This is a genomic window from Frigoribacterium sp. AC394 (assembly GCF_979258095.1).
Genome location: NZ_OZ409834.1, coordinates 2,072,191 through 2,095,232 on the forward strand (window position 1 = coordinate 2,072,191; position 23,042 = coordinate 2,095,232).

Here is a 23,042-nt window from a genome sequence, read left to right on the forward strand (position 1 = left end):
AGATGTCTTTCCGCTCAGCCTGAAGGACATCTTCTGACCACTCGGCAGCCCTGTCCGGGAGCCCGGACCTGTGCTCCATCCAGACGCCCTTCCCCTCGCGGGGGGGCGTCGTCCTTTCGCCATGCGCCGACCCGGGGCGCGCGACGCCCTCAGAGCCACCCACGGTCGAGGGCCTCAGCCGCCGCCCGTGTCCGATCCGGCTCGCCGATCTTGCGACAGGCCGAGGCGACGAGGTTGCGCACCGTGCCGACCGCGAGATGCAGCTGCGCGGCCACGTCGGCCGATCCGCTCGCGTGCGCGACGAGGCGCATGACGTCGCGCTCCCGAGGGGTGAGGGGGCACTCAGCGTGGGCCAGGGCCTCGGCGGCGGCCCCGGGGTCGACGTACTTCTCGCCGTCGACGGCCCGGGCGACGAGGGCCAGCAGCTGTCGCATCGAGAGGTTCTTCGTCAAGACGGCGTGCACTCCAGCGCGGACGCACCGTCGCACGAGTGCCGGAGGCAGCTTGTGAGCTAGCACGATGACCGTCTCGCCGGAGTCGACGGAGCGTCGCGCCTCGTCGACGGCGACTGCTTCCCAGTGGTCGAGGTCGATGACGACAGCTGACCGACGTCGTGTCGATCCACCGGCCTCCGGACCCTGAGGAGGATCGGCGGTCGACCCGGGGGTCGTGCGGCCGGTTCGGGCGACGAACATGCCGGGCGTCGAGCGTATGCACCTCTCGAGTGCCGACACGGTGAGGGTGTCGGCAGCGATGACCTTCACTGCGATCTCGTCGTCGTTCATCGATCGGTCTCCGCTCCGCTGACTCGCCTGGTCGATCACATCACGCCCATCATGTTAGATGCATGAGTCACTCACGGGCAGTCGATGATGCGAGGCACTGATGCGTCCCCATGCCTCTGGAGAAGCTTGATCCATCGACCAGAGGACGACGTGAAGGGGGTGACGAAGATGAAGAAGATCGAGACGACAACGATCAAGCCCGGTAGTGCAGCACGCTGCGACGGCGCCTGCCTGTGCACCTGACCATCGAGGGCGGGTCGCCGACGCGGCGGCCCGCTCTTCCTCTTCTTGCGAGTGATCATGAATCTCCCCCTCCTGACCTTGTTCGAGATCGAGCGGTACGAGAACTTGTGGCTGGCTCTCCGAGCCGCAGGTCCGAGACGTGCAGATCGGCTGATGACAGAGCTGGCCGCCCTCGACTCCGAGCGCTACGAGAGCGCGGCTGAAAGGCGCGACGGTCGAGTCGCGAGCGCAGCGCGTGCCCGAACGGCCATGCAGTCCCTGCCTGCCGTGCCTCGCCACCTGATCGACGAGGCTGCGAACCGGTACGGCACCTACGGGCCTCGAATGCAGCGCGACGCGAGTTTCATCATGCTGTGGTTGTCGGATCGGGACAGGCTGTCCGAGGTCGTGACGGTCGAGGGACGAAAGCATCTGGACGACGCACTGGCAGCAGACCGTGGAGTCCTGGCGCTGCCGCTTCATCTCGGAGCGTCTTACGTCATCCCTCCTCTCCTGGGGCACATCCATCCGACCCGCTTCGTCGTGAACCGGATGGACGTGGAGACCCTCAAACGGTTCGCTTTCCCGGACCTGGACGTCGCGGGCTTCCCCCTCGACGACACGACGACGTTCAGGCGTGGTCTGCGGGCGCTGAAAGCAGGGCAGATCTTCGCGATGTTCCCGGAATACGACCCTCGCGGGCAAGACCATCGCCATCAGGAGGTCGATTTCCTGGGGTCGCGCATCAAGGCCCCTCAGGGTCCGGCGCTGCTCAGCGCCGCGGCAGGGTCTCCGATGATTCCGATGCAACTGGACGCCGATGGTGACGGTCGCTTCGTCCTGCGCGTCCACGAGCCCATTCCTGCGCCCGTGACGGAGAACGACATCGCGACCGCCGTGTCATGCCTCTGGAACCTCATCGCAGCACTGCTGCTGGACGGCCGACTCGGCGACTGGGAGATGTGGACGGACTTCGATCGCATGCAACCGGGTGGCGGCACATGACCGAGGCGCCTCTGGTGAGTGTGGAAAGAGTCACCCGCCGATTCGACTCGCCGCCGGCCCCCGCCGCCGTCGATGACGTCTCCCTCGAGATCAGGAGAGGGGAGATGGTCGCGATCGTCGGGCGCTCGGGATCCGGCAAATCGACTCTCCTCCAACTCATCGGAGCGCTGGACGAACCTGACGCCGGGGAGATAAGCATCGGTGGCGTTCCGCTCGCAGGTCTCTCGGAACGAGAACGGACGGCCCTCCGCCGAGAACGTCTGGGGTTCGTCTTCCAGTCCAGTCACCTGGTGCCGACGCTCAGCATCGCCGAGAACGTGGCGCTGACCGCCATCGTCGCGGGGGAGCGGCGGCGATCCTGGGGCCCGCGTGCGGACGAACTGCTGAGACATCTCGAGCTCGGCACGCGGGGTCGTGACCGACCAGTCGAGCTGTCCGGAGGCGAACGGCAGCGCGTCGCTCTCGCGCGAGCCCTCTTCGCGCGACCGGAGGTGCTGCTGGCGGACGAACCGACCGGCGCGCTCGATACGGCGACGGCATCACGAGTCCACACTCTGCTGCGTTCGGCCGTCGGGGCCGGGACCTCCAGCGTCGTCATCGTCACGCACGACCTGGAGACGGCCTGCATCGCCGACCGTCTCATCGTCCTGCGAGACGGCCGCGTCACCGCGGATCGATCGTTCACCCCACCCGGCATAGGCCACGAGGAGGTGAGGGCTCATGAAGAACGCGTTCGTCGTTGGCTGGCGGAACATCGCTGACGGGCGCCGGCGGTCGATCTTCACGGGGCTGAGCACGGCACTGGGGGTCGCGCTCTTGACGACCGCCGTGCTCGGAGGCCTGACATCACGCCAGACAGTCGTCGGGGGCATCGAGTCGCTCGTGTCCTTGGGAGATGTCGGCGTCGTCCCCGGACCGGGACGAGAGCTGCTGCAGCAGGACGCCGTGCCGGATCTCGCCGCGCTACCTGGGGTGGACAGCGTCCTGCCCACCTTGAGCCGTGAGACGGTACTCACGGGAGGCGGTCTGTCAGACGAACCCGCCCTCCTGACCGGCGTACCCGTCGGACCGGACTCGCTCGCTGCCCTGGTCGTGACCGAGGGTCGGCTTCCGTCGGCCGACGCGACGGAGATGCTCGTTCCGTCGAGGCTCACGACTGACGCCGACGTGAGCGTCGGCACACCAGTGAGTGTCGCTACCCCGAACGGCCCCGTTCGCTTCACCGTCGTCGGAGTCGTCGATCAGCAGTCCCTCGGCGTATTCGCCGACGGACATGTGTTCACGAGCCTCGGCAACGCCCAGACGACGTACGGCCTGGACGGGGCCTTGACCCGCATCGATCTGACACTGGACGCGGCCGACGCGGATGGATGGACGACCCTGCACCAGCGCGATCTACCCGAGGGCGCGGCGTTTCAAGACACTGCCGCGATCGCTCGCGGTATAGAACCGGTCGCGACGGCGGTCTCCGTGGTCACGGGGCTGCTCGGTGTCCTCGCGCTCTCGCTCTCGACGATGCTCGTCGCCTCGGCGAGTCTCGGCGCGGTCCGATCGCGCCGCACCACCTACGCCGCACTCCGGGCCATCGGTGCCGACAGGCGCTGGATCGGCGCCTCCGTCCTCGCGGAGACGGCGATCGCCTGCGGGGCGGGAACCGTCGTCGGCGCCGTCGTGGGGGTGCTGACCGGAATCGTGCCAGGACAGGACATCCCGGGGCCGGTGTCGATCGCGCTCGCCATCGGAATCGGGGTCACGGGTGGGATCGTCGCGGGTGGTGCCGGCGCCCTCCGAGCCGTCCGCGAGGTGATGGGCATCTCGCCCGCCCTGCAGCTTCGGGGGCTGGCAGACCGCGATGTTCGAGCCGCTGGCCGTGCTCGTCCAGTCAGCCTCATCATCGGCTCGGCGGCCGTCACGGGCGTGTGCATCGCAGCGGCCTCAGGGGGACGAACCTCGCCATGCTCGGTGTCGTCGGGTGCGCCTTGCTCTCGATGATCGCCGCGCGGGCTCTCGTTCGGCCGGCGTCCGTCATCACGGCTCGCTGTCTCCGAAGCGGAGAGCTGGCTTCGCGAGACGAGCGCACCGTGCGGCGGCAGGTGGCCGCGCCGGTTGCGATGGTCGTGTTCGGCGGGGTGCTCTTGTCATCGACTGTGGGCGCGGTGTCCGACGCGACGGTCACGCAGATCGAGCGGCAGTTCGGGGCGGACGTGCAGGTGACGTCGATGGTCCCGCTCAGGGAGGTCCCCGATTTCGGCAGCGTCGACGGCGTCGGACTCATAGCCTCCGCCTCGACGGGGACGGCCAGCCTCAGCAGTGGAACGTCCGTCATCGATGTGCCTGTCCAGGCGGTCGACAGCGACGCGTGGTTCGACGTCGCCCAACTGCCGTGGCTCGATGTGGGCGACACGGAAGGGGCGGCCAGCGTGCGCGCCGCCTCGGGCATCGCCGTGCCTCGGGGGGTGGCGGAGATGCTCGGTGTCGAGGCGGGCGACGACGTCGTCCTGACGAGAGGCGGAGTCGACCGCGAGGTGACCATCGCAGGGACCTTCACCTCGCTGGCGACTGGTCAGCAGATAGTCGTCGACCGGTCGCTCGGCCGTGCTCTGGGATTCGTCGATGTGAGCAGGTGGGACATCTCCGCAGCGCCGGGTGTCGAACCCGAGATGCTCGCGGAACGCGTGGATGACCTCGTCGGACAGCAACCTGGAGTCCAGGTCATCACAGGACACGAGACCAGGACACGCGCTACGACTGAGATCGTCGGACTCACCGCCGGACTCTTCGCAGTCGTCGCTCTGACCATCGGACTCGGTGCCCTGGGTGCGAGCAGCGCCCTCAACTCGAACGTCGAGAGGCGTCGAGGGGACCTCGCCATCTTGCGCGCCATAGGCGCCGATCGTCGCTTCGTGGCCCGCGTCATCGCGACAGACGTCACAGTGGTGGCCGTCGTCGGGATCCTCGGCGGGGTCGCAGGTGGGCTCGTCGGCGGATTCCTCGGCACGGGCCTCGTCTCGGGTCTGCTCGGAGTCGCCCTCCCCCAGCCGATCCCCTGGAGTCTCGCCGGGGGTGTCGTCGGCGTGACCGTGGTCGCGCTCACTCTCGCCGCCGTCGCGCCGTTGCGGTCCGCGCTGACGACCGACCCGCTGATCGTCATGAGAGCTGAGGCGACATGACCGAGCGATACGAACCCGGCACCCGACCACGGCTTCGCGACAGCATCGTCGTCGCGATCGGAGAGGACGGGCGCATGCAGGTGAGAAACCCCTACGAGAGGACGGTCTCCACATTCGACGTCGAGGCGTGGGTGCCGCAAGTCGTCTCGAAGATGGACGGCTCCAAGACGGCGGAGGAGCTCGGATGGGCCGTGGCGCCGGCTGTTCCACGCGGCGACGTCGAAGCCATCATCGATGCGCTCGCCGAAGAACGTCTCCTCGCGGTCTCGGCCCCGAGTCGGGACGTCTCGGGACGACACAGCCGGCAGCTGCGCCTCTTCGACGACATGCTCGCGTCGGGGGATCTCATCGACGCCTCCACGTCGGACGGGGCTCAGTCGATCCTCCGGAATTCTCGAGTAGCAGTCGTCGGGGTCGGCGGTGCAGGCTCGTGGGTCGTCCAGGCGCTCGCTTCGGCGGGAGTGGGCAACCTCGATGTCATCGACGCAGACGTGGTCGAAGTCAGCAACCTCAACAGGCAGGTCCTGTTCCGACTGGAAGACGTCGGTTCGATCAAGGTCGAGGCGGCGCGACGCCGCGTAGAGCAGATCGACCCATCCATCCGGGTCACGTCCCGGAACCGGACCATCCGAACGGTGGCCGCTCTGCGCGAGATCATCGCGGGCTGTGATCTCGTCATCAATTGCGCCGATCACCCCACGGTGACACTGGCCTCCGACATCGTGGCCGAGGCCTGCATGGCGATGGGCATCCCGCACATCGTCGGAGGGGCCTATGGGGCCGTCCTCGGGGCGCCGGGCGTCTCGGTGATTCCCGGTGAGACGGTGTGCTGGTTCTGCGTCCGCGCGACTACCGCCGATGACGACGTGGGGACCCAGGCCCAGGTGATCAAGTCCGCCGGCCCAGCTGGATCGATCGCCCCCATCGCGGGAGTCGTCGGCAGCTTGACGGCGTGGGAGGCCGTGCGACTGCTTCTCGGTGTATCGCCGACTCTCTCGGGTTCCATCAGGGAGCTGGATCTCTCGACCCTGGAGTGGCATGTGCGTGCTGTTCAAGCCCGTGAGTCCTGCCGCTGTGTCCAGGCGGTTCTGTGACGGGCCGGGGCGGCGGCTCGCGGGCCGGGCGCAGGGGGCTGGCCTAGCGTGGCGGGGTGACCGAACAGAGCTCTCGCACCGCGCCTCCTGCAGCATCGATCCCCGAGGAGGCGCGGCGACGGTTCGAGACACCGGCCGGCCCGATCATCGGCCGGGTCGACGGCGACGTCGTGCGGGCGACGGGCATCCGCTACGCCGAGTCCGACCGATTCACCGCACCACGCCCGGTGCCGCCCTCGACCGAGCCCGTGCTCGCCTTCGACCGCTCGCCCGGGTCTCCGCAGCTGCCCTCCGAGACGCTGAGCGCCCTCATCGAAGGCGCCGCCGACGGCATGGTCGCCGACGAGAGCTGCCAGTTCCTCTCCGTCACCCTCCCCGCCGACCTCCGACCGGGCGAGCGCCTGCCCGTCATGGTGTGGATCCACGGCGGCTCGTACGTCACCGGCGCCGGCGACCTCTCCGTCTACGACCCCCGCGCGCTCGTCGTCGAGCAGCGCGTGGTCGTCGTCACCGTCACCTACCGTCTCGGCCTGTTCGGCTTCTTCGGCGACGGCGACCGGATCCCCGCCAACCTCGGGCTCCTCGACCAGCTCGAGGCGCTCCGCTGGGTGCACGCGAACATCGAGGGGTTCGGGGGCGCGGCCGACCGCGTCACCCTCTTCGGGCAGTCCGCGGGCGGCGACGCCATCGCCCACCTGATGATCAGCGACGGCGCCGCAGGGCTCTTCCAGCGGGCGATCGTGCAGAGCGCCCCACTCGGCATCACCTCCGGGCGCTCGAAGATGTCCGCCGCGATGGCGGTCGCCGTCGGAACCCCGTCGCGCGACGCCCCCGTCGACGAGGTGCTCGCCCGGCAGGCCGTCGCCGAGAAGGCCGCCCGACGGTTCGGCCTGCGCGGCGGCATGGCGTTCGGGCTCCAGTACGACGAGGCGCCCCTGCCCGCCGAAGCCGACCGCGACGCCGCCTGGCGCCGGGTCGCCCCCCACATCGACCTGCTGATCGGCACCACGAGCGAGGAGACCGGGCTGTTCCTGGCGTTCATCCCGGTGCTCCGTCGCCTGGCCGCGCTGCCGGTGGTGGGCGGGCTGGTGCGCAGGGCGCTGGTCGGTGGGACGACGCACGTGATCTACGGCCGGGACGCGCGGGCGTTCGCGGACCGGCACCGCGCCTCCGGCGGGAGGGCCGTGCGGTACCGGATGACCTGGGCCCCCGAGGGCGCCGAGTTCGGCGCCGCCCACGTGACCGACGTGCCGCTGCTGCTCGGCGGCCGCGAGTCGTGGGGGCACACCCGGCTGGTCGGCTCGAGCTCGTGGGAGGACGTCGACCGCCGCGGGCGCCGAGTGCGGCAGATCTGGGCCGACTTCGCCCGCACCGGCACACTGGCGGCGGACGCCGCGGCGGGGGCGCACGACACGATCACCCTCGACCGGGGCTGAGCCGGCGCGCCGCCGGCTCGCTCGCGTGACACCCCGTTTTCGGCGCTACACCCGCATCTATCGGGGTGTCGCGCCGAAAAGCGGGTGTAGCGGCGCGGCGCGGGCGCGGCGCGGCGCGGCGCGGGCTACGCGCGGAGGGCGGCGGCGACGCGGTCCCACCACGCGGCGGAGGCGGTCCGGGCGGAGTCGACCCGCGCCTCCCAGGCGGTGCGCACCGCGTCGCGCGCGCCCCAGGCGTCGAGCACGACCTGGTCGGCCGAGCCGGCCAGCACCTGCTCGGCCGAGACGACGCTCGACTGACCGAAGTTCGCCAGCGCCCCGGTCAGCTTGACCGTCGTGTAGTCGTCGACCGCGATGCCGACGGTGGGGACGCCCGCCGCGACGGCGAAGACCGCGGGGTGGTACCGGCTCGTGAGGTGCAGGGCCGCCTCCCGGGCGAAGCGCGCGGCGGCGGGGGTGTCGGTGGTCGGCTCGACGCGGGCGGGCCGCGTCATCCGGTCGATCACGGCGCGGTGCAGCAGCGAGTCGCCGCGCTCGTCGTCGGCCCGCAACGACGCCCAGTGCGCGAGGAACACGACCTCGAGCCCCGTCTCGTCGACGACCCGATCGAGGAGGCGCGCCACGGCCTCCGCGAACAGGGTGCGGTCGGCGGGTCCCACGTGGGCGGAGAGGCTGACCGCGCAGTACGGGGCCGCGGGCGCGGCGGTGCCGGTTGCGGCGTCGGCCTCGACCCCGACGAAGCTCGCATCGTCGATCGTCGCCGTCAGCCGCGACTCGGGCACGCCGAGCGTGCGGACGAGGTCGAACGAGGCGCGTTCGCGCAATCCGACCAGCTCGGCGCCCGACAGCAGCTCGGCGACGAGCGCGCGGTCGTCGCCGTCGAGCACGGGCCCGATCGTCTGCCCGGTCACGACGTACGGCTTGCCCGCGCGGCGCGCGAGCTCGGCGAGCGTCGACCGCTCGAACACGTGCATCGGCCAGAGCGACGCCATGTTGCCACCCCCGGCGACGGCGAAGGCGTCGGAGGCGCGGATCGCCTCGATCGCCTGCCACGCGGTGTGGGAGGCGGGGAGTGCGGAACGGTCGCCGTCGGCGGCGGCCAGCACGCGCCTCCTGCGCTCCAGCTGACCCTCGCGGCCGCCGGTCGACGCCGGCGAGAAGTCGAGCGCGGGCACGGCCTCGATGCCGTAGCGGGAGGCGGTCTCGGCGGGGGTGGACGAGACCCCGGTGATCGAGGCGCCGCGGGCCCGCAGCTGCGCGGTGAACTCGTCGAACATGGCCTCGTCGCCGATGTGGATCATGTCGTCGACGACGCCGACGTCTCCGATGGTGACGATGCGCACGGGGCCTCCGGGGGGTGGTGATGGGGGTCGCGGTTCCGCGCCGAGACGACGGTACCGGACGGCGGAGCGGGGCTTCGGACACGGGCTGCGGCGGGTTCGCGTCCTCCGGGGCGGGTCAGCGCTGACCCGCCGCCGATGACACGGACCCGCCCCACCGCCAGGGGCCCCGCCCGCGCGGATCGGACCCGCGCGAGAGTGTCACCGGGCGGCGATAGGCTCCCCTCTGCCCGGGGAGTCCGGGCGCGACGCACCGGCGGCGCCGCACACGCAGCACCGCCCGCGCACCAGCACCGCCCGCGCACCAGCACCGCACGGCACACGACCTCGAGAGGCACCACATGGGGATCCAGACCTCGCTCGACGCGATCCACGAGGCCGAGCGGCTCGTCGACTCCATGCGCCTCGCCGACGAGCTGGCCCTCGACGCCGCCCGCACCGGCGGCCCCCGCACCATCCGCGTGCTGCGCACGGCCCTCTCGAGCGACGACCAGCTCGTCGCCATCGCCGCCACGAACGCCCTCGCGCAGGTCTTCGACGACGCGGCCGACGTCGTGCTCTCGGGGCTGCTGTCGAGCGACCGCACCTTCTTGAGAGAGCACGCCGCCTCGGCGCTCAGCCAGCGCCTCCCTCGCTACGACACGATCGGGCGGCTGATCGGCCTCGTCGCGACCGGCGGCTTCACGGGGATGGTCGCGCAGCGCACGCTCGAGCAGTGGACGTCGTCGTCGCCCGCGCTCGTCGCCGTCGGGCTCGAGGGCGCGCTGCTCGGCGTGCACGAGCCCGATGCACGCTACCGGCTGGTCGAGACGCTCGGGCTGGTGCGCGCCGCCATCGCCACCCGGCCGCTGCTGACCATCGCCCTCGACCCCGGCGAGCACGAGCGCGTCCGGGTCGCCGCCGTCTCCGCGCTGGGGCAGCGGCAGGGCGACTCCGCGGTCGCCGCGGCGGTCGACGGGCTCGCGCGGCACGAGGGGTTCCTCGGCGACGTCGCACGGCTGGCCGTCGTCGACCTCTCGGCGCGACCCGACGAGCTCCGCGCCCCGACCGGCGACCTGACCATCGCCCAGCTGTTCCTGCACGCCGACATCGACGCCGACCTGACGCAGGCGGGCAGCGGCGACAACGGCGGGATCGCGACGCTGCTCGTGCGGCTCGGCGACGCGCTGGCGGGGCGCTCCGACGCCGGGGCGCCGGCCGGCTCCGGCGCGGGCGGCGGCTTCGGCGCGGGCGGCGGCTCCGATGCGGGCGGCGGCTTCGGCGCGGGCTTCGGTGCTCAGGCCGACCCCGACAGCCGAGGAGGCGCGGGTCGCGAGCCCGACACCCGTCACGTCGGCCGCGTGGTCACCCTCTCGCGAGGTTCGGCCGCCGGGGCGCTCGACAGCGTCGAACGGATCGCCGCCACCACGACCGGTCACACCTACGGACGGGTGCCCCTGCTCAGCGAGCCCGTCTCGTCGGCCACCGCCTGGCCGCTGCGAGTCGCGGCCCGACGCGGCATCCGTCGCATCCTGCGCGCGAGCGGCGGGGTCGACCTGCTGCACCTGCGCATGGCCGACGTCGGCAGTCTCGCGGCGTCCGACGTGGCGCGCGAACTGGACATCCCCGTGGTGTTCACGGTGGCGCCCGACCCGCACGCCGTCATCCAGTCGCTCGACCTCGCGGGCGGTCTGACCCGCGAGACCTTCGGCGACGTCGACGAGCGCGAGCACTTCTGGTTCCGCACCCGACTGGTGCAGCAGCTCGCGGCCAACGCGTCGCACACGGTGCTGTTCCCCCGACCCGAGCTGCAGCGCGACATGCGCGAACTGGTCGGCATCGACATCACGGCCCACCCCGAACGCCACACGGTCGTGCCCGAGGGCATCGATCTCGACGTGGTCGATCGCGCGGTGTCCGAGGCCGCCGAGCACGCCGCGGGGCTGCCGCCGACCCCGCCGCTCGCCGAGCTGCGCGAGCTGCTCGAGACCGTGCCGCCCGAGCGGCGCGACCTGCCGCTGCTGGTGAGCGTCGGGCGGCTGCACCGCGTGAAGGGCATGGCGACGATCGTCGAGGCGTGGGCCGGCGGCGGTGCGGGCGCGGTCGGCGGCGGCGCAGGCGCAGGTGCCGGCGGTGCGCGTGCGCTGCGCGACCGGGCCAATCTGCTGCTGATCGGCGGCGATCTGCGGCACCCGAGCGCCGACGAGCGCGAGCAGCTCGACCTCATCGACAGGATCATCCCCGCCGACCGGCACCGCGCCTCCGGCCTGCTGCTGCCCGGGCATCGCCCGAACGACACGGTCGCCCGCTGGGTCGCCGCGGCGCGCTTCGGGGTGCCCGGGCTCGCGGCCCCCCGAGGCGTCTACGTCTGCGGCAGCCTCAAAGAGGAGTTCGGCATCGCGCTGCTCGAGGCGATGGGTTCGGGTCTGCTCGTCGTCGCGCCCGAGGGCGGCGGGCCCTCGACCTACGTGCGCCAGGGCGACACCGGCTACCTCACCCGCACCTGGGACGTCGACGCCCTCCGCAGCGCGATGGGCCAGGCGCTCGAGGCCGCGGGCGACGAGACGACGGAGGCGCGGGCCGGCCGGTCACGCGACACCGTCGAGCGGTCGTTCACCATCCAGGCCATGGCCCGAGCACTGACCGGCGTGTACGAGACCGTGCACCACGACGAGCTCGAACAACGCGAATGGAGCGTGAGCAGCCGATGACCCTGCTCGTCATCAGCCCCGACTACGCCTCGCACCTGCTGCCACTGGCGACGCTGGCCACCGAATGGCGCGAGCGCGGCGAACGGGTGGTCGTCGCGACCGGGCCAGCCACCGCCTCCATCGTCGAGTCGTTCGGCTTCGAACGAGCGCACCTGCAGCTCGGCCGCGGCTCGAACCCGGGCGTCATCCGGGCGGAGGAGCAGGTCGCCGACGAGGACGCCTCGCTGCGCGGCTTCTTCGACGCGACCCGCGTCGGCATGATCGAGACCCTGACGTACCAGGCTCGCGAGCGGCTCACCGACCTCATGTGGCAGCCGGTCGAGACCGCCCGCGCCGTGCTCGCGGTCGTCGAGTCGGTCGCGCCCGACCGCATCATCGTCGACCACCTCGCCTTCAGCGCCCGCCTCGCACTCGTCGCCGGGGGAGTGCCCTACGCCGACGTCGTGCTCGGGCACCCGACGGCGCTGCCCGTCGGCGACGAGGTCTACGGCTGCCCGCCGGAGTGGCCTGCGGCGTTCGCGGCGGAGGCTGCCGGTGCGGTCGGTGCTGTCGGGGAGGCCGGTGCTGCGGGTGCGGTCGGGGAGGCCGGTGATGCGGATGTCGCGGGTGCCGCGGGAGGCGCGGGTCGGCGCGACGACGGAACGGCCGGCATCGCGGGGCTGCGCGAGCTCTGCGAACGGGTCGACGCGTCGTTCACCGCCGAGTGGAACACCGCGCTCGCCGAGCTGGCCCCGCACCTGCCGCCGTCGACGAGCGCGTTCGGCGAGCACGGCGAGCTTGCTGCTCTACAACTACCCGGGCGAGCTGGCCGACCCGGCGCGCGAGGAGCTCCTGCCGCCGCACGTCTGGCTCGGCTCGGCGGTGCGCACCGAGCCCGCCGACTCCGAGGTGGAGGCCTGGCTGGCCCAGGGCGGGGCGGTTCGGCGGGTTCCCGTCATCGGCGGCGGGTCAGCGCTGACCCGCCCCCGCCGACAGGAACCCGCCGCACCCGCCGAGCCCTTCGTGTACGTGAGCTTCGGGAGCTTCCTCTCGGTGCGCTCGGACGTGCTCGGGCGTGTGGCCGGGGCGCTCCGCACGCTCGGCGTCCGAGCGGCGATCGCACTGGGGTCGGGCGCCCGGGAGGACCTCGGCGAGATCCCGTCCGACTGGCTCGTGCGGGAGTTCCTGCCGCAGGTCAGGTTGCTCGGGGCGGCGTCCGCGGCCGTGACGCACGGGGGGAACAACAGCGTGACCGAGGCGATGACCGCCGGTGTGCCGCTCGTCGTGCTGCCGTTCTCGACCGACCAGTTCGCGGGGGCCGCGGCGCTCGAGCGGACCGGCTTCGGCGTCGCGCTGCCCCCCAACACGGCCACCGAGAGCGAGCTGGTCGAGGCGCTGCGGCATGTGCTCGCCCTCCACGAGAGCGCGCCCGACGCGGCGGCGCGCCTGGCCGCGCTCGCCTCGTCGCTGAACGAGGTGCCGGGGAGGGTGCGAGCCGCGACCGCGCTGACCGCCGGGCGCTGACCCGGGCGACCCGCGCCTCCTCGGATCAGCGCGCACGGTGCGTTCGGGGCGTTCGGGGCGCTGCCCACCTTGGTCGGAAGCGGCCCGTCGGGGGGCGCGGAGGGGCGTCTTGTGACCAAGGTGCGCTGCGCGGGGCGAGGGCGCTGCCCACGGTGGTCGGAAGCGGCCCGTCAGAGGGTGCCGAGGGGCGTCTTGTGACCAAGGTGCGCTGCGCGGGACGAGAGCGCTGCCCACGGTGGTCGGAAGTGGCCCGTCAGTGGGCGCGGAGGGGCGTCTTCTGACCAGGGTGCGCGGCGCGCGCGGGGCGCGGCGTCAGCCGAAGACGACCGCGCGCATCGCGTCGGGGCTGACGGCGGCCTCGCGATAGCGCTCCATGAGGGCGGCGTTCGCGTCGTACTGCGGGCCCTCGCGCACCTCCGCCTGGTGATGCAGCGCGAAGACCATGCCCTCGTGACGCCGCGGAGCCTCACCCAGCAGCGTGCTGTGCGCGAGATACCACGCGGCGTCCTCGAAGCCCCACCCTCGGAAGCGCTCGTCCTGCCCGCCATGACTCCGCCACGAGGAGGCGCGGGTCACGTACACCCCCGAGCACGCCCCCCGCACGAGCTCGAAGTCGCACTGCTCGAGGGGCGTCCCCGCAGCCGCCTGCGTGGTCCCCTCCCGACCGAGCCAGTGATACTCGGTGTAGGGCAGGTGCACGCGGCCGCTGTCGCGGGCCGCGTCGATCGCGGCGAGGAGGGGCTCGCGCTGGGGCAGCGTGTCGGCGTCGCCGATGACGGCGATCTCGTCGTCGGCGAGGGCCGCGACGCCGAGGTTGCGGCACTGGGCCAGGTTGAAGACGGGGTCGGGGGAGTCGACGGTGCGGATCTCGGCGTCGGGCAGGGCCTCGGCGTACCAGTCGCGGACGACCTCGAAGGCCGCGATGCGGCTGGGCTGCGGACGCCAGGGGAGCACGACGGTGACCATCCGGCGAGCCTAGCGCCGCGGGCGCGCGCGGCGACGCCGCCGGTGCTAGCTCTGCCCTGCTCCGCCCCGCGCCGCCCCGCTCCACTCTGCGAAGAACCGCGTTCGCGAAGATGAACCGCGATACAGCGCGGTTCATCTTCGCGAACGCGGTTCATGGGCGGGAGTCGCCGCACGGCGCGAGCACCGCGGCAGGAGGCGCTGGCCGCGAAGCGCAGAGGAGGCGCGCTCCGCAGGAGCCCCGCAGCCGGCGTGGATACCCTGACGGCGGCCGTCTCGTGCGGTCGACCGTCCGGAACGAGCCGGGCGCCGCCTCCGCGGTCCGCCCCTCGGCCCGCGGGTGCCTGTCGGCCGCCTCGGCCGCGACTCGCGGATGGACCCCGGGTCGGAGAGGCACCCGTGACCCCCGCATCGACCCCGTCCCCGGGCGCCGCCGCATCGGCTCACCCCACCGCCTCCGCCCGCGCCGCCGACCCCGCCGCCACGCCTCACCCCGCCGCCGCTGACCGGAACACCAGCACCGGCACCCGCGGCGCCGACGCCGACGCCGGCGCCAGCACCAGCACCAGCACCAGCACCGGCACCCGCAACACCCGCGGCGCCGACGCCGCCACCAGCACCAGCAGCACCAGCACCCGCAACACCCGCAGTACGCGCGCCGCCGCCGCCACCACCACCACCGCCCGCCCGCCGGTCCGCCTCGCGGTCGTGCTCGGCCTGCTGGCCGCGGCGATCTCCGCGGCCGGCTCGTGGATCCCGTCGTTCTGGGGCGACGAGGCCGCGAGCGTCATGTCGGCCCAGCGCCCCCTGCCGAGCCTGTTCCACATGGTCGGGCACATCGACGCCGTGCACGGTCTCTACTACCTCGGGCTGCACTTCTGGATCGACCTGTTCGGCGCCTCCCCCTTCTCGACCCGCCTGCCCTCGGCGCTCGCCGTCGGGGCGATGGTCGCCGGAGTCGTGCTCCTCGTCGACCGCCTCGGCACCCGCCGCCTCGCCGTGATCGCCGGTGTCGTCGCGGCCGTGCTGCCCCGCGTCACCTCGATGGGCACCGAGTCCCGGTCGTACGCGATCGGGGCCGCCCTCGCGGTCTGGAGCACCTGGGCGCTCGTACGGATCGTGACCTCCCGGCACCGCGCCTCCCGGGCCGACTGGGTCGTCTACGGCGTGCTCGCCGGCGCGGGGGTGGGCGTGTTCGTCTACTTCGGCCTGATCGTCGGCGTGCACGCGCTGCTGCTGCTCGCGCTGGCCCGCGACGCCCGCCCGGCCGCTGCCGCAGGAGGCGCGGCGACGATCCCCGCAGGAGGTGCGGCGACGATCCCCGCAGGAGGTGCGGCGAGCATCCCCGAAGGAGGCGCGGCGCGCCTGCGCGAGGGCGGCGACGTCGTGCGGGCCTGGGTCGCGACGGTCGTGGTCGCGCTGCTCGCGGTGTCGCCGATCGTCGTCTTCTCGGTGGCGCAGCGGGGACAGGTGTCGTTCCTCGCGCGGCGCGACACGACCAGCCCGCGCGCCCTGCTCGTCGAGCTGTGGTTCGGCGACACCCGGTTCGCCGTCGTCGCCTGGGCGCTCGTCGCAGTCGCCGTCGTGGCGCTCGCCGCCGGGCTGCTGCACCGCGCCCGCGACGGCTGGTCGGCCGCCCTCTCGGTGACACCGCGCGGCGTCCTCACGGTGACGGCGCTCCTCCTGGCGTTCGTGCCGGCCGTGGCGCTGCTCGCGCTGAACCTCGCCGTGCCCGCGTTCTCGGGCCGGTACCTGTCGTTCAGCGCTCCGGCCGTGGCGATCCTCGTCGCGATCGGCATCGACGTGCTCGCCTCACGACGGACGGCCGTCGCGGCCCTCGGCGTCGCCGTCGTCGGGCTCGCCGCACCCGTGTGGCTCGACCAGCGCGGACCGTACGCGAAGAACGCGACCGGCTGGCAGGACCTCAGCGCCCTGGTCGGCGAGCACGCCGTCGCCGGAGACGCCGTCGTCTTCGACGAGTCGCCGAAGCCGTCGATCGAGCCGCGTCTCGCGCTGCACACCTACCCCGACGGGTTCGAGGGGCTGCGCGACGTGACGCTGAAGACGCCGTTCGTCGACGCCGACGGCTGGCGCGACGACGTGCTGACGGTGCCCGAGGCGGCCGCGGCCGGTCGGTTCGACGACGCTCCGCGGGTCTGGTTCGTCGAGTACGTGGCGGCCGACGGCAGCACGTCGCCGAAGTCGGGACTGCGCGAGCTGCTGGGCGACGGCTACGCCGAGGTCGGCAGCTGGAGCACGCACCGCGCCCGCCTCGTCGAGCTCGAGCGCTAGCGCCGCGCGGGCTGCCGGCCGCGCGTCCCCGGCGCGACACCCGGTCCCGGGCGTGACACCCCGTTCCCGGCGCGACACCCGCATTCATCGGGGTGTATCGCCGAAAACCGGGTGTAGCGATGAACCGGAGCCGCGCCGCGTGCCGACCCGCGCCTCCTGCGGTCCGGTGCGGGCCGCGCTACCGCGTCAGCGCGGTCAGCTCGGCCCGGGTGCGGGCGCCGGCCTTCCGCAGCAGGTTCGAGACATGGAACTTCACGGTGTTCTCGCTGATCCCGAGCGAGTCGGCGATCGCCCGGTTGCGCGCCCCCGACGCGACGAGCCGCAGCACCTCGCGTTCGCGCCCGCTCAGCGCCACGGTCTCGTCGAGCGTCCCGCTCTCGGCGGGCGGGTCGAGGGGCAGCGAGACGGCGACGTCCGACCCCCACCCCGGCGTCGAGGCGACCGTGAGCGAGCCGTCGAGCGCCGTGACCCGTTCGGCGATGGGCCGCAGCGAGTCGTCGTGCACGGTGAGGGCGCCGGCCCCGTCGTCGCGGATGCTCATCAGCAGGTTGAGCCCGTCGCAGTCCCACTGGATCCGCACGCGGCGCGCGTCGCCGGTGTCGACGAGGGCCAGCACGGCGCTCCGCACGATGGCGCGGGCGGCGTGGGCGACCTCGCCGGGTAGCGCGCGCCCGGTCGCCGGAGGCTCGACGAACTGCACGTCGAGGTCGCCGAAGCGGACGAGCGGTCGCAGATCGCTCCGGAGGCGCGCGAAGGCCCCGACGACCGGCTCGAGCAGCAGGGATCGCTGGTGATCGGTCTCGGTGCGGATCTCGACCATGGCCGAGGCGGCGATGTCGATGGCCATGGTGCGGGCGGCGCGGTCGTCGAGCCGCGACGACCGGAGCGTCGCGAGCAGCGACTCGAGGGTGAGGGCCTGCCGGTCGACCAGCTCGGCGACCGACCGGGCGTGCTCGACGACGAGCGACCGGCTCGCGGGTGACGGCAGATCGACGAGGGGCTGGGCCGTGTCGGCTGCGGCGGCGTCGCGGGCTGTGTCAGCTGCAGCGGCTGTGTCGGGCATGGCCTCAACCTATCCTCCACAACCCGACCTACCCGAACGGATAGTCACACCTCGTCGGACGCACGGCGCATCAGGAGGTGCGGGCGAGGAGGGTGGTACCCATGCCTCCCGCAGACACCCGCGACACCGCCGCCCCCGCACCCGCCGACGCGCTCGACCTCGTGCGCGCCGAGGTCGACCAGGCCCTCCGCGCCGTGATCGAGACGAGCCCCGACGGTCTCGAGGCCGTCGCGGGTCTGCTCGCCGACGCCGACCGCGTCTTCGTGCACGGCGCGGGCCGATCGGGTCTGGCCCTCCGCATGACGGCCATGCGCCTCATGCACTTCGGGCTGACCGTGCACGTCGTCGGCGATGTCACCACCCCCGCGATCCGCGAGGGCGACGTGCTGCTGACGGCGAGCGGCTCGGGCACGACGGGCGGCATCGTCCGTGCGGCGGAGGCGGCGACCGAGGCCGGCGCCCGCGTCGCCGCGGTGACCACCGCCTCCTCGTCGCCCCTGGCCGAGCTGGCGACCGCCGTCGTCATCGTCCCCGCGGCAGAGAAGCTCGACCGCTCGGGCGACGCGTCGGCGCAGTACGCGGGCGGCCTGTTCGAGCAGGTCGTCGTGCTGGTCGGCGACGCGATCTTCCACTCGCTGTGGAAGCGCTCGGGCATCGACGCCGACGACCTCTGGCCGCGGCACGCCAACCTCGAGTAGTCGCACCGCGCCTCCTCGGATCCCGTTCCACCCCACCTCATAGAAGGAGCACCACATGAAGCTGCAGTTCGCCATGGACACCCTGACCACCGAGGCCGCTCTCGAGCTCGCCGCCGCCGCCGCACCGAGCGTCGACATCATCGAGCTGGGCACCCCTCTGATCAAGGCCGAGGGCTTCCGCGCCATCACCGCCATCAAGGAGGCGCACCCCGACAAGATCGTGTTCGCCGACCTCAAGACGATGGACGCCGGCGAGCTCGAGGCGGGCGAGGCCTTCAAGGCCGGCGCCGACCTGGTGACCGTGCTCGGCGTGGCCGGCGACAGCACCATCGCCGGTGCCGTCAAGGCGGCCAAGGCCCACGGCAAGGGCATCGTCGTCGACCTGATCGGCGTCAGCGACAAGGCCGCCCGCGCGAAGGAGGTCGTCGAGCTCGGCGCCGAGTTCGTCGAGATGCACGCCGGTCTCGACGAGCAGGCCGAAGAGGGCTTCACCTTCGAGAAGCTGCTCGAGGCCGGCAAGGCCTCGGGTGTGCCGTTCTCCGTCGCCGGCGGCGTCAAGGCGTCGTCGGTCGGCTCGGTCCGTGACGCCGGTGCGCAGGTCGCCGTCGCCGGTGCCGCGATCTACGGTGCGGACGACGTCGCCGCGGCCGCTGCGGAGATCCGCGCCGCCATCTGATCCACCGCACCACGTCGAACCCCCGTGTGAGCATCGCACCCTGTCAGGTCGGGGTTCGATGCTCATGCGGGGGTTCGTCGTCGAGGCGACGAGCGTACGCGGAGCTCGCCGAGAGGCACGGCCGTCGTCAGCGCCATTGCTGCCGGCGGCCGCACCTCTCGGCTCGCCGGGGTCGAAACTAGCGCGGACCTGAGCCGTAGTCGAGTTCACTCCGGGTGGTCGTAGTGTGATCGTGATGAGCGAGTCGATCACCCCCGAGCCCACCTCCGTCTCCGAGCCCGAGCCCGACCCCGCCCCCGGCGCCGCGCCCTCGCCCGGCATCTACCGGCACTTCAAGGGCGCGCTCTACGAGGTCGTCGGCACAGGGCGGCACAGCGAGACCGAAGAGCAGCTCGTCTTCTACCGGAAGCTCTACGACGACTACTCGTTCTGGGTTCGCCCGCTCGACGACTTCGTCGCGGACGTGCAGCGCGACGGGTACGACGGGCCGCGGTTCGTGCGCGAGCACTGATCCGGTCGGCGCTGCCCCGGTCGGCCTTGACCCGGTCGGCCGTGACCCGGTCGGCCGTGACCCGGTCGGCCCTGCCCCGGTCGGCGGTGCCCGGTCGCGCCTCACCGCACCTCCCGCATCCCTCTGCAGGATGATTCTGTGCGGATGATCAGGAACCTTCTGCATACTTGCCGCTTCGCCCGAGCGCACGCCCGTCCGCACGGGAGCGTGGGCGGACGACTCGAGGCTCAGCCGCCTCGACGGAATCCACCGCCGATCCCCGGTGTCGACGACGTGTCCAGTCCGTCGTCAGAACCGGGGTGCGCCCTCCTCGCGAGCACCGAGGAGGCGCGGGTCGGCCGAGCACTAGGACCTCATGCCCCTCGAGACACCCGGCACCACCCCCGCCCCGCCCACCCCTGAGACCGCCGCCACCGCCGTGCCCCCCACCCGCCGGGCCCTGGCCACCGCGCGTCGCCGGGCCGCCCGCCGCAAGCTGGTCGCCATCGGCTCGATCGCCGCCGTCGCCCTCGTCGGCGGCACCGGCTTCGCCGTGTACACGACGTCCGGGCCCGCGACCGGCGTGACCGCCGCCTCCCACGCGGCCGACGTCGAGGAGCAGGAGGCCGCGATCGCCGAGTCGCTCAGCCACGCGAAGGCGAAGTCGACGATCTCGATCGCGAACCAGGTCGTCGCCGCGTCCGCCGGCAAGGTCGACACCAGCGCGCTCGAGACGTCGCTGGCCGCACTGGACGACTACCGGTCGCTCGACGCCGACGCGGTCGACGACCGGGTCGCGGAGGCCGCGAGCACGGCGCAGACCGTGCAGGCCGCCGCCGCCGAGGTCGACAAGCAGGCCAAGGCCGCCGCCGAGAAGAAGGCCGCCGAGGAGAAGGCCGCCGCCGAGGCGAAGGCCGCAGCGGACGCCAAGGCCGCTGCCGACGCGAAGGCGGCCGCCGAGGCCGCTGCCGCCGCTGCCGCCGCCGCGTCGCTGGCCGAGGGCAACTCCGTCGCCGGGGCCAAGGCCACCGCGCAGCGACTCGCCGCGTCCGACTACGGCTGGGGCGCCGACCAGAACTCGTGCCTCGTCTCGCTCTGGACGAAGGAGTCCGGCTGGAACTACAAGGCGTACAACGCCAACGGCGGTGCGACGGGCATCCCGCAGGCGCTGCCCGGCAGCAAGATGGCGTCGGCCGGCTCGGACTGGGCCACGAACGCGACCACCCAGGTCGTGTGGGGGCTGGACTACATCGACCGCGCGTACGGCAGCCCGTGCGCCGCGTGGTCGCACAGCCAGGCGGTCAACTGGTACTGAGCCGCGCTGCGCGCTCGCGAGACGCCCTTCCCCGTGCGGGGGAGGGCGTCTCTCGTCTCTCCTCTCTGCCCCCCCCGGGTTCCGCGCTCGATGAGTCACGACACGCCGCGCCTCCTCGGGCCATGCGGCGTGTCGTGACTCATCGACGCGGGTGCGCGAGCGCGGCGGGCCGGGCGCCGAGTGGTAACACGCGCGACACGCGGCAGGGGCCCGCGGCTGCCAGGATCGAGGCATGAGACGCCACGCCTCCGCCCTGCTCGAGTTCGACGTCGCGGCGCCCGCCGAGTTCGTGCTGTCGGTCGCCGTGTCGCGCCTGTACGACGGGGTGGTCGACGAGTCGCTGGCGGTGACGCAGAACGGCGAACCGATCGAGGTGCGCGAGATCGACGACCGGCACGGCACGCGACTGCACCTGTGCGAGGTCGAGGCCGGGCGGGTGACCGTCGACTACCGGGCCGTCGTCGAGGGCCGGCTCGCGCCTCCTGAACTCGACGAGATCGACCTCGTGCGGTACCGCCGGCCGAGTCGGTACTGCGAGTCGGACACGCTGTTCCCGACGGCGCGGGCCGAGTTCGCCGGGCTCGACGGTCGCGATCTGCTCGCGGCGGTCAGCTCGTGGGTGGGCTCGCACCTGGCGTACGTGCCCGGGGCCAGCGCGCCGACCGACGGCGCCGTGCAGACGCTGCTCGACCGTCGCGGGGTCTGCCGCGACTACGCGCACCTCGTCGTCGCGCTGCTGCGGGCGCTCGATGTGCCGGCGCGGCTCGTGTCGGTCTACGCGCCCGGGCTGTCGCCGATGGACTTCCACGCCGTCGCCGAGGCGTGGGTCGACGGGCGGTGGCACGTGGTCGATGCGACGGCGCTGGCCCCGCGCCAGTCGCTGGTGCGGATCGCGACCGGGCGCGACGCGTCCGACACGGCGTTCCTGTCGAGCCGAGGAGGCGCGGTGACGGTCGCGAGCATGCGCGTCACCGCCGTCGTCGACGAGCTCCCGACCGACGACGTCGCGCAGTTCGTCAGCCTCGGCTGAGCCGCCGACCCCGACCCTGCGCCGAGACCCCAGCTGCTCGCTGAGACCCCAGTTCGCGCGCTGGGGTCTCGGCGACTCGCTGGGGTCTCGGGTGGCGATAGCCTCACCGGGTGCAGAATCTCGTGAATCGTCTGAAGACGCTGTCGGGCGCCCGCTGGTGGGTGCTCGCCGCGGGAGTCCTGACGCTGGCATGTGCGGTGACGGGGCTGGTCGCGATCGGTACGGCGATTCGCAACCTCGCCGCCTGGTGCGCCGTCGGTGACGTCGACGAGTGGGGAGTTCAGACCTTCGAGGGCTGCCCCGGCGACGGATCGGGGTTGTGGTGGGGCAGCGCCCTCGTGGTCATGGGGCTGCTGCTGGCCGGCTTCACCTGCCTGGCCGGCGCCGTCGTGTGGAGCGTCGAAGCGTCTCGTCCGGTGTCGACCCGGATCGGCGGACGGGGTGGGCAGGGAGACGGGGCGTCGCCCTCGTCCGAGTTGGCGCGTCTCATCACGCAGACGTGGTCGCGCGAGGCGGAGCGAGAGGTCGACGCTCACCGCTGACCCGGCCGCGAGACCCCAGCTAGTCGCTGAGACCCCAGTTCGCGCGCTGGGGTCTCGGCGACTTGCTTGGGTCTCGCGCGGCTACGGCCAGAGCGGACGCGCTCTCGCGGCCTCGATCTCGAAGTCGACGGCGTCGAGGGTGTGCCGCGCTTCGGCGACGTCGAACTCGGGCCAGCTCACGACGAGATCGAGTGCGCCGGCGGGCGGCAGCGGCCAGAGCCACAGCGAGGCCGACGTGGTGAAGAGGTCGTCGTCGCCCGTGCCGCCGTGTTCGATCAGGGTCAGGAGGGGCGGGTCGGGAACCTCGGCATCGTCACCGAAGTGATGGTGGCCGTGACCGACCCCGGTCAGGGCCTTCGTGCCGTCGGCGAGGGCGACGCCGAACCGGATGCCTCGAGTCGGGTCGGCTCTGCCCGGCCGCCAGCGTCCGCCTTCGAAGCGGTCCGACAGGTCAGCCCACTCGCGGGGCGTCTGGCCCCGGCTGCGGAGCGACCAGTCGACGTCCAGCGCGACGCCCGTCGAGTAGACGGCGAGGCCTCTGATCGTGATGGCCACATCGTCGGTCGAGGCGAGCAGCGCCGACACCCCGGTGCGCGAGGGAAGCCAGGCGGTAGGAGGCGCGGCCCACTCGGGAGCCCGATACGACTCCGCCGGGACCTCGTCGTCGGACGGCACGACCGCGGGAAAGAACGTCATGCCTCACCGTAGTCAGGCAGGTGTCCGCGCGA

The 23,042-nt window shown here is 72.8% G+C and carries 19 protein-coding genes and 1 pseudogene; 15 read left to right on the top strand and 5 right to left on the bottom strand.

The features are described from left to right. Positions 1-149: 149 nt before the first annotated feature. Positions 150-785: a response regulator transcription factor gene (locus ACZZY9_RS09620; protein ID WP_320479110.1), complete on the bottom strand. Its 636-nt coding sequence runs from the start codon at positions 783-785 to the stop codon at positions 150-152. A gap of 300 nt (positions 786-1,085) precedes the next feature. Between ACZZY9_RS09620 and ACZZY9_RS09625 the strand changes: the two genes are divergently transcribed. From ACZZY9_RS09625 to ACZZY9_RS09650, 6 genes are all read left to right on the top strand, one after another. Further along, positions 1,086-2,012 (top strand): LpxL/LpxP family acyltransferase, encoded by a 927-nt coding sequence (locus tag ACZZY9_RS09625; protein WP_463463919.1) that lies wholly within the window; start codon positions 1,086-1,088, stop codon positions 2,010-2,012. Next, positions 2,009-2,773: an ABC transporter ATP-binding protein gene (locus tag ACZZY9_RS09630; protein ID WP_320479108.1), complete on the top strand. Its 765-nt coding sequence runs from the start codon at positions 2,009-2,011 to the stop codon at positions 2,771-2,773. Before ACZZY9_RS09625 ends, ACZZY9_RS09630 begins: the two co-directional genes overlap by 4 nt. Next, positions 2,733-4,004 carry an ABC transporter permease gene (locus ACZZY9_RS09635; protein WP_463463920.1) on the top strand — a complete coding sequence of 424 codons (1,272 nt, stop codon included), beginning with the start codon at positions 2,733-2,735 and terminating at the stop codon, positions 4,002-4,004. Before ACZZY9_RS09630 ends, ACZZY9_RS09635 begins: the two co-directional genes overlap by 41 nt. A 164-nt stretch (positions 4,005-4,168) precedes the next feature. Next, a complete protein-coding gene (locus ACZZY9_RS09640) occupies positions 4,169-5,182 on the top strand; it encodes an ABC transporter permease (protein WP_463463921.1) in 1,014 nt (337 codons plus the stop codon). Then, positions 5,179-6,276, top strand: coding sequence for a HesA/MoeB/ThiF family protein (locus tag ACZZY9_RS09645; RefSeq protein WP_463463922.1), 1,098 nt, complete (start codon positions 5,179-5,181; stop codon positions 6,274-6,276). The genes ACZZY9_RS09640 and ACZZY9_RS09645 overlap by 4 nt, the downstream gene beginning before the upstream one ends. A gap of 56 nt (positions 6,277-6,332) precedes the next feature. Next, a complete protein-coding gene (locus ACZZY9_RS09650; RefSeq protein ID WP_463463923.1) occupies positions 6,333-7,712 on the top strand; it encodes a carboxylesterase family protein in 1,380 nt (459 codons plus the stop codon). A gap of 125 nt (positions 7,713-7,837) precedes the next feature. Here the strand turns inward: ACZZY9_RS09650 and ACZZY9_RS09655 are convergent, their stop codons facing one another. Next, complete coding sequence (locus ACZZY9_RS09655; protein ID WP_463463924.1) at positions 7,838-9,055, bottom strand: polysaccharide pyruvyl transferase family protein; 1,218 nt, start codon at positions 9,053-9,055, stop codon at positions 7,838-7,840. A 338-nt stretch (positions 9,056-9,393) separates the two neighbouring features. Between ACZZY9_RS09655 and ACZZY9_RS09660 the strand changes: the two genes are divergently transcribed. Both ACZZY9_RS09660 and ACZZY9_RS09665 read left to right on the top strand, forming a co-directional pair. Further along, entirely contained in the window at positions 9,394-11,742 is a 2,349-nt protein-coding gene (locus ACZZY9_RS09660) for a glycosyltransferase (RefSeq protein ID WP_463463925.1), read from the top strand. Continuing rightward, positions 11,739-13,245: pseudogene (locus tag ACZZY9_RS09665) on the top strand (nucleotide disphospho-sugar-binding domain-containing protein). Before ACZZY9_RS09660 ends, ACZZY9_RS09665 begins: the two are co-directional and overlap by 4 nt. A gap of 312 nt (positions 13,246-13,557) precedes the next feature. On the opposite strand, the gene ACZZY9_RS09670 reads toward ACZZY9_RS09665, so the two are convergent. Beyond that, complete coding sequence (locus tag ACZZY9_RS09670) at positions 13,558-14,211, bottom strand: galactosyltransferase-related protein (RefSeq protein ID WP_320480074.1); 654 nt, start codon at positions 14,209-14,211, stop codon at positions 13,558-13,560. A gap of 396 nt (positions 14,212-14,607) precedes the next feature. On the opposite strand from ACZZY9_RS09670, the gene ACZZY9_RS09675 reads away from it, so the two are divergent. After that, the gene (locus ACZZY9_RS09675; RefSeq protein WP_463463926.1) at positions 14,608-16,500 is read left to right on the top strand and encodes a glycosyltransferase family 39 protein; all 1,893 of its coding nucleotides are present in this window, start codon (positions 14,608-14,610) and stop codon (positions 16,498-16,500) included. A gap of 178 nt (positions 16,501-16,678) precedes the next feature. On the opposite strand, the gene ACZZY9_RS09680 is transcribed toward ACZZY9_RS09675, so the two are convergent. Next, positions 16,679-17,563 carry a LuxR C-terminal-related transcriptional regulator gene (locus ACZZY9_RS09680; protein WP_463463927.1) on the bottom strand — a complete coding sequence of 295 codons (885 nt, stop codon included), beginning with the start codon at positions 17,561-17,563 and terminating at the stop codon, positions 16,679-16,681. A 101-nt stretch (positions 17,564-17,664) separates the two neighbouring features. Here ACZZY9_RS09680 and hxlB point away from each other — a divergent pair, with 101 nt between their 5' ends. From hxlB to ACZZY9_RS09710, 6 genes are all read left to right on the top strand, one after another. After that, positions 17,665-18,261 (top strand): 6-phospho-3-hexuloisomerase, encoded by a 597-nt coding sequence (gene hxlB, locus ACZZY9_RS09685; protein ID WP_463463928.1) that lies wholly within the window; start codon positions 17,665-17,667, stop codon positions 18,259-18,261. A gap of 55 nt (positions 18,262-18,316) precedes the next feature. Further along, positions 18,317-18,937 (top strand): 3-hexulose-6-phosphate synthase, encoded by a 621-nt coding sequence (gene hxlA, locus ACZZY9_RS09690; protein WP_192060937.1) that lies wholly within the window; start codon positions 18,317-18,319, stop codon positions 18,935-18,937. 235 nt (positions 18,938-19,172) lie between these two features. After that, entirely contained in the window at positions 19,173-19,448 is a 276-nt protein-coding gene (locus ACZZY9_RS09695; RefSeq protein ID WP_463463929.1) for a DUF1653 domain-containing protein, read from the top strand. Positions 19,449-19,803: 355 nt separating this feature from the next. Then, positions 19,804-20,742: an aggregation-promoting factor C-terminal-like domain-containing protein gene (locus tag ACZZY9_RS09700; protein WP_244637183.1), complete on the top strand. Its 939-nt coding sequence runs from the start codon at positions 19,804-19,806 to the stop codon at positions 20,740-20,742. 232 nt (positions 20,743-20,974) lie between these two features. After that, positions 20,975-21,772 (top strand): transglutaminase-like domain-containing protein, encoded by a 798-nt coding sequence (locus ACZZY9_RS09705; protein ID WP_192060939.1) that lies wholly within the window; start codon positions 20,975-20,977, stop codon positions 21,770-21,772. A gap of 110 nt (positions 21,773-21,882) precedes the next feature. After that, entirely contained in the window at positions 21,883-22,314 is a 432-nt protein-coding gene (locus ACZZY9_RS09710; protein WP_463463930.1) for a hypothetical protein, read from the top strand. Positions 22,315-22,395: 81 nt separating this feature from the next. Here the strand turns inward: ACZZY9_RS09710 and ACZZY9_RS09715 are convergent, their stop codons facing one another. Next, on the bottom strand, positions 22,396-23,010 hold the full coding sequence (locus ACZZY9_RS09715) for a hypothetical protein (protein ID WP_463463931.1): 615 nt from the start codon (positions 23,008-23,010) through the stop codon (positions 22,396-22,398). Positions 23,011-23,042 lie beyond the last annotated feature (32 nt).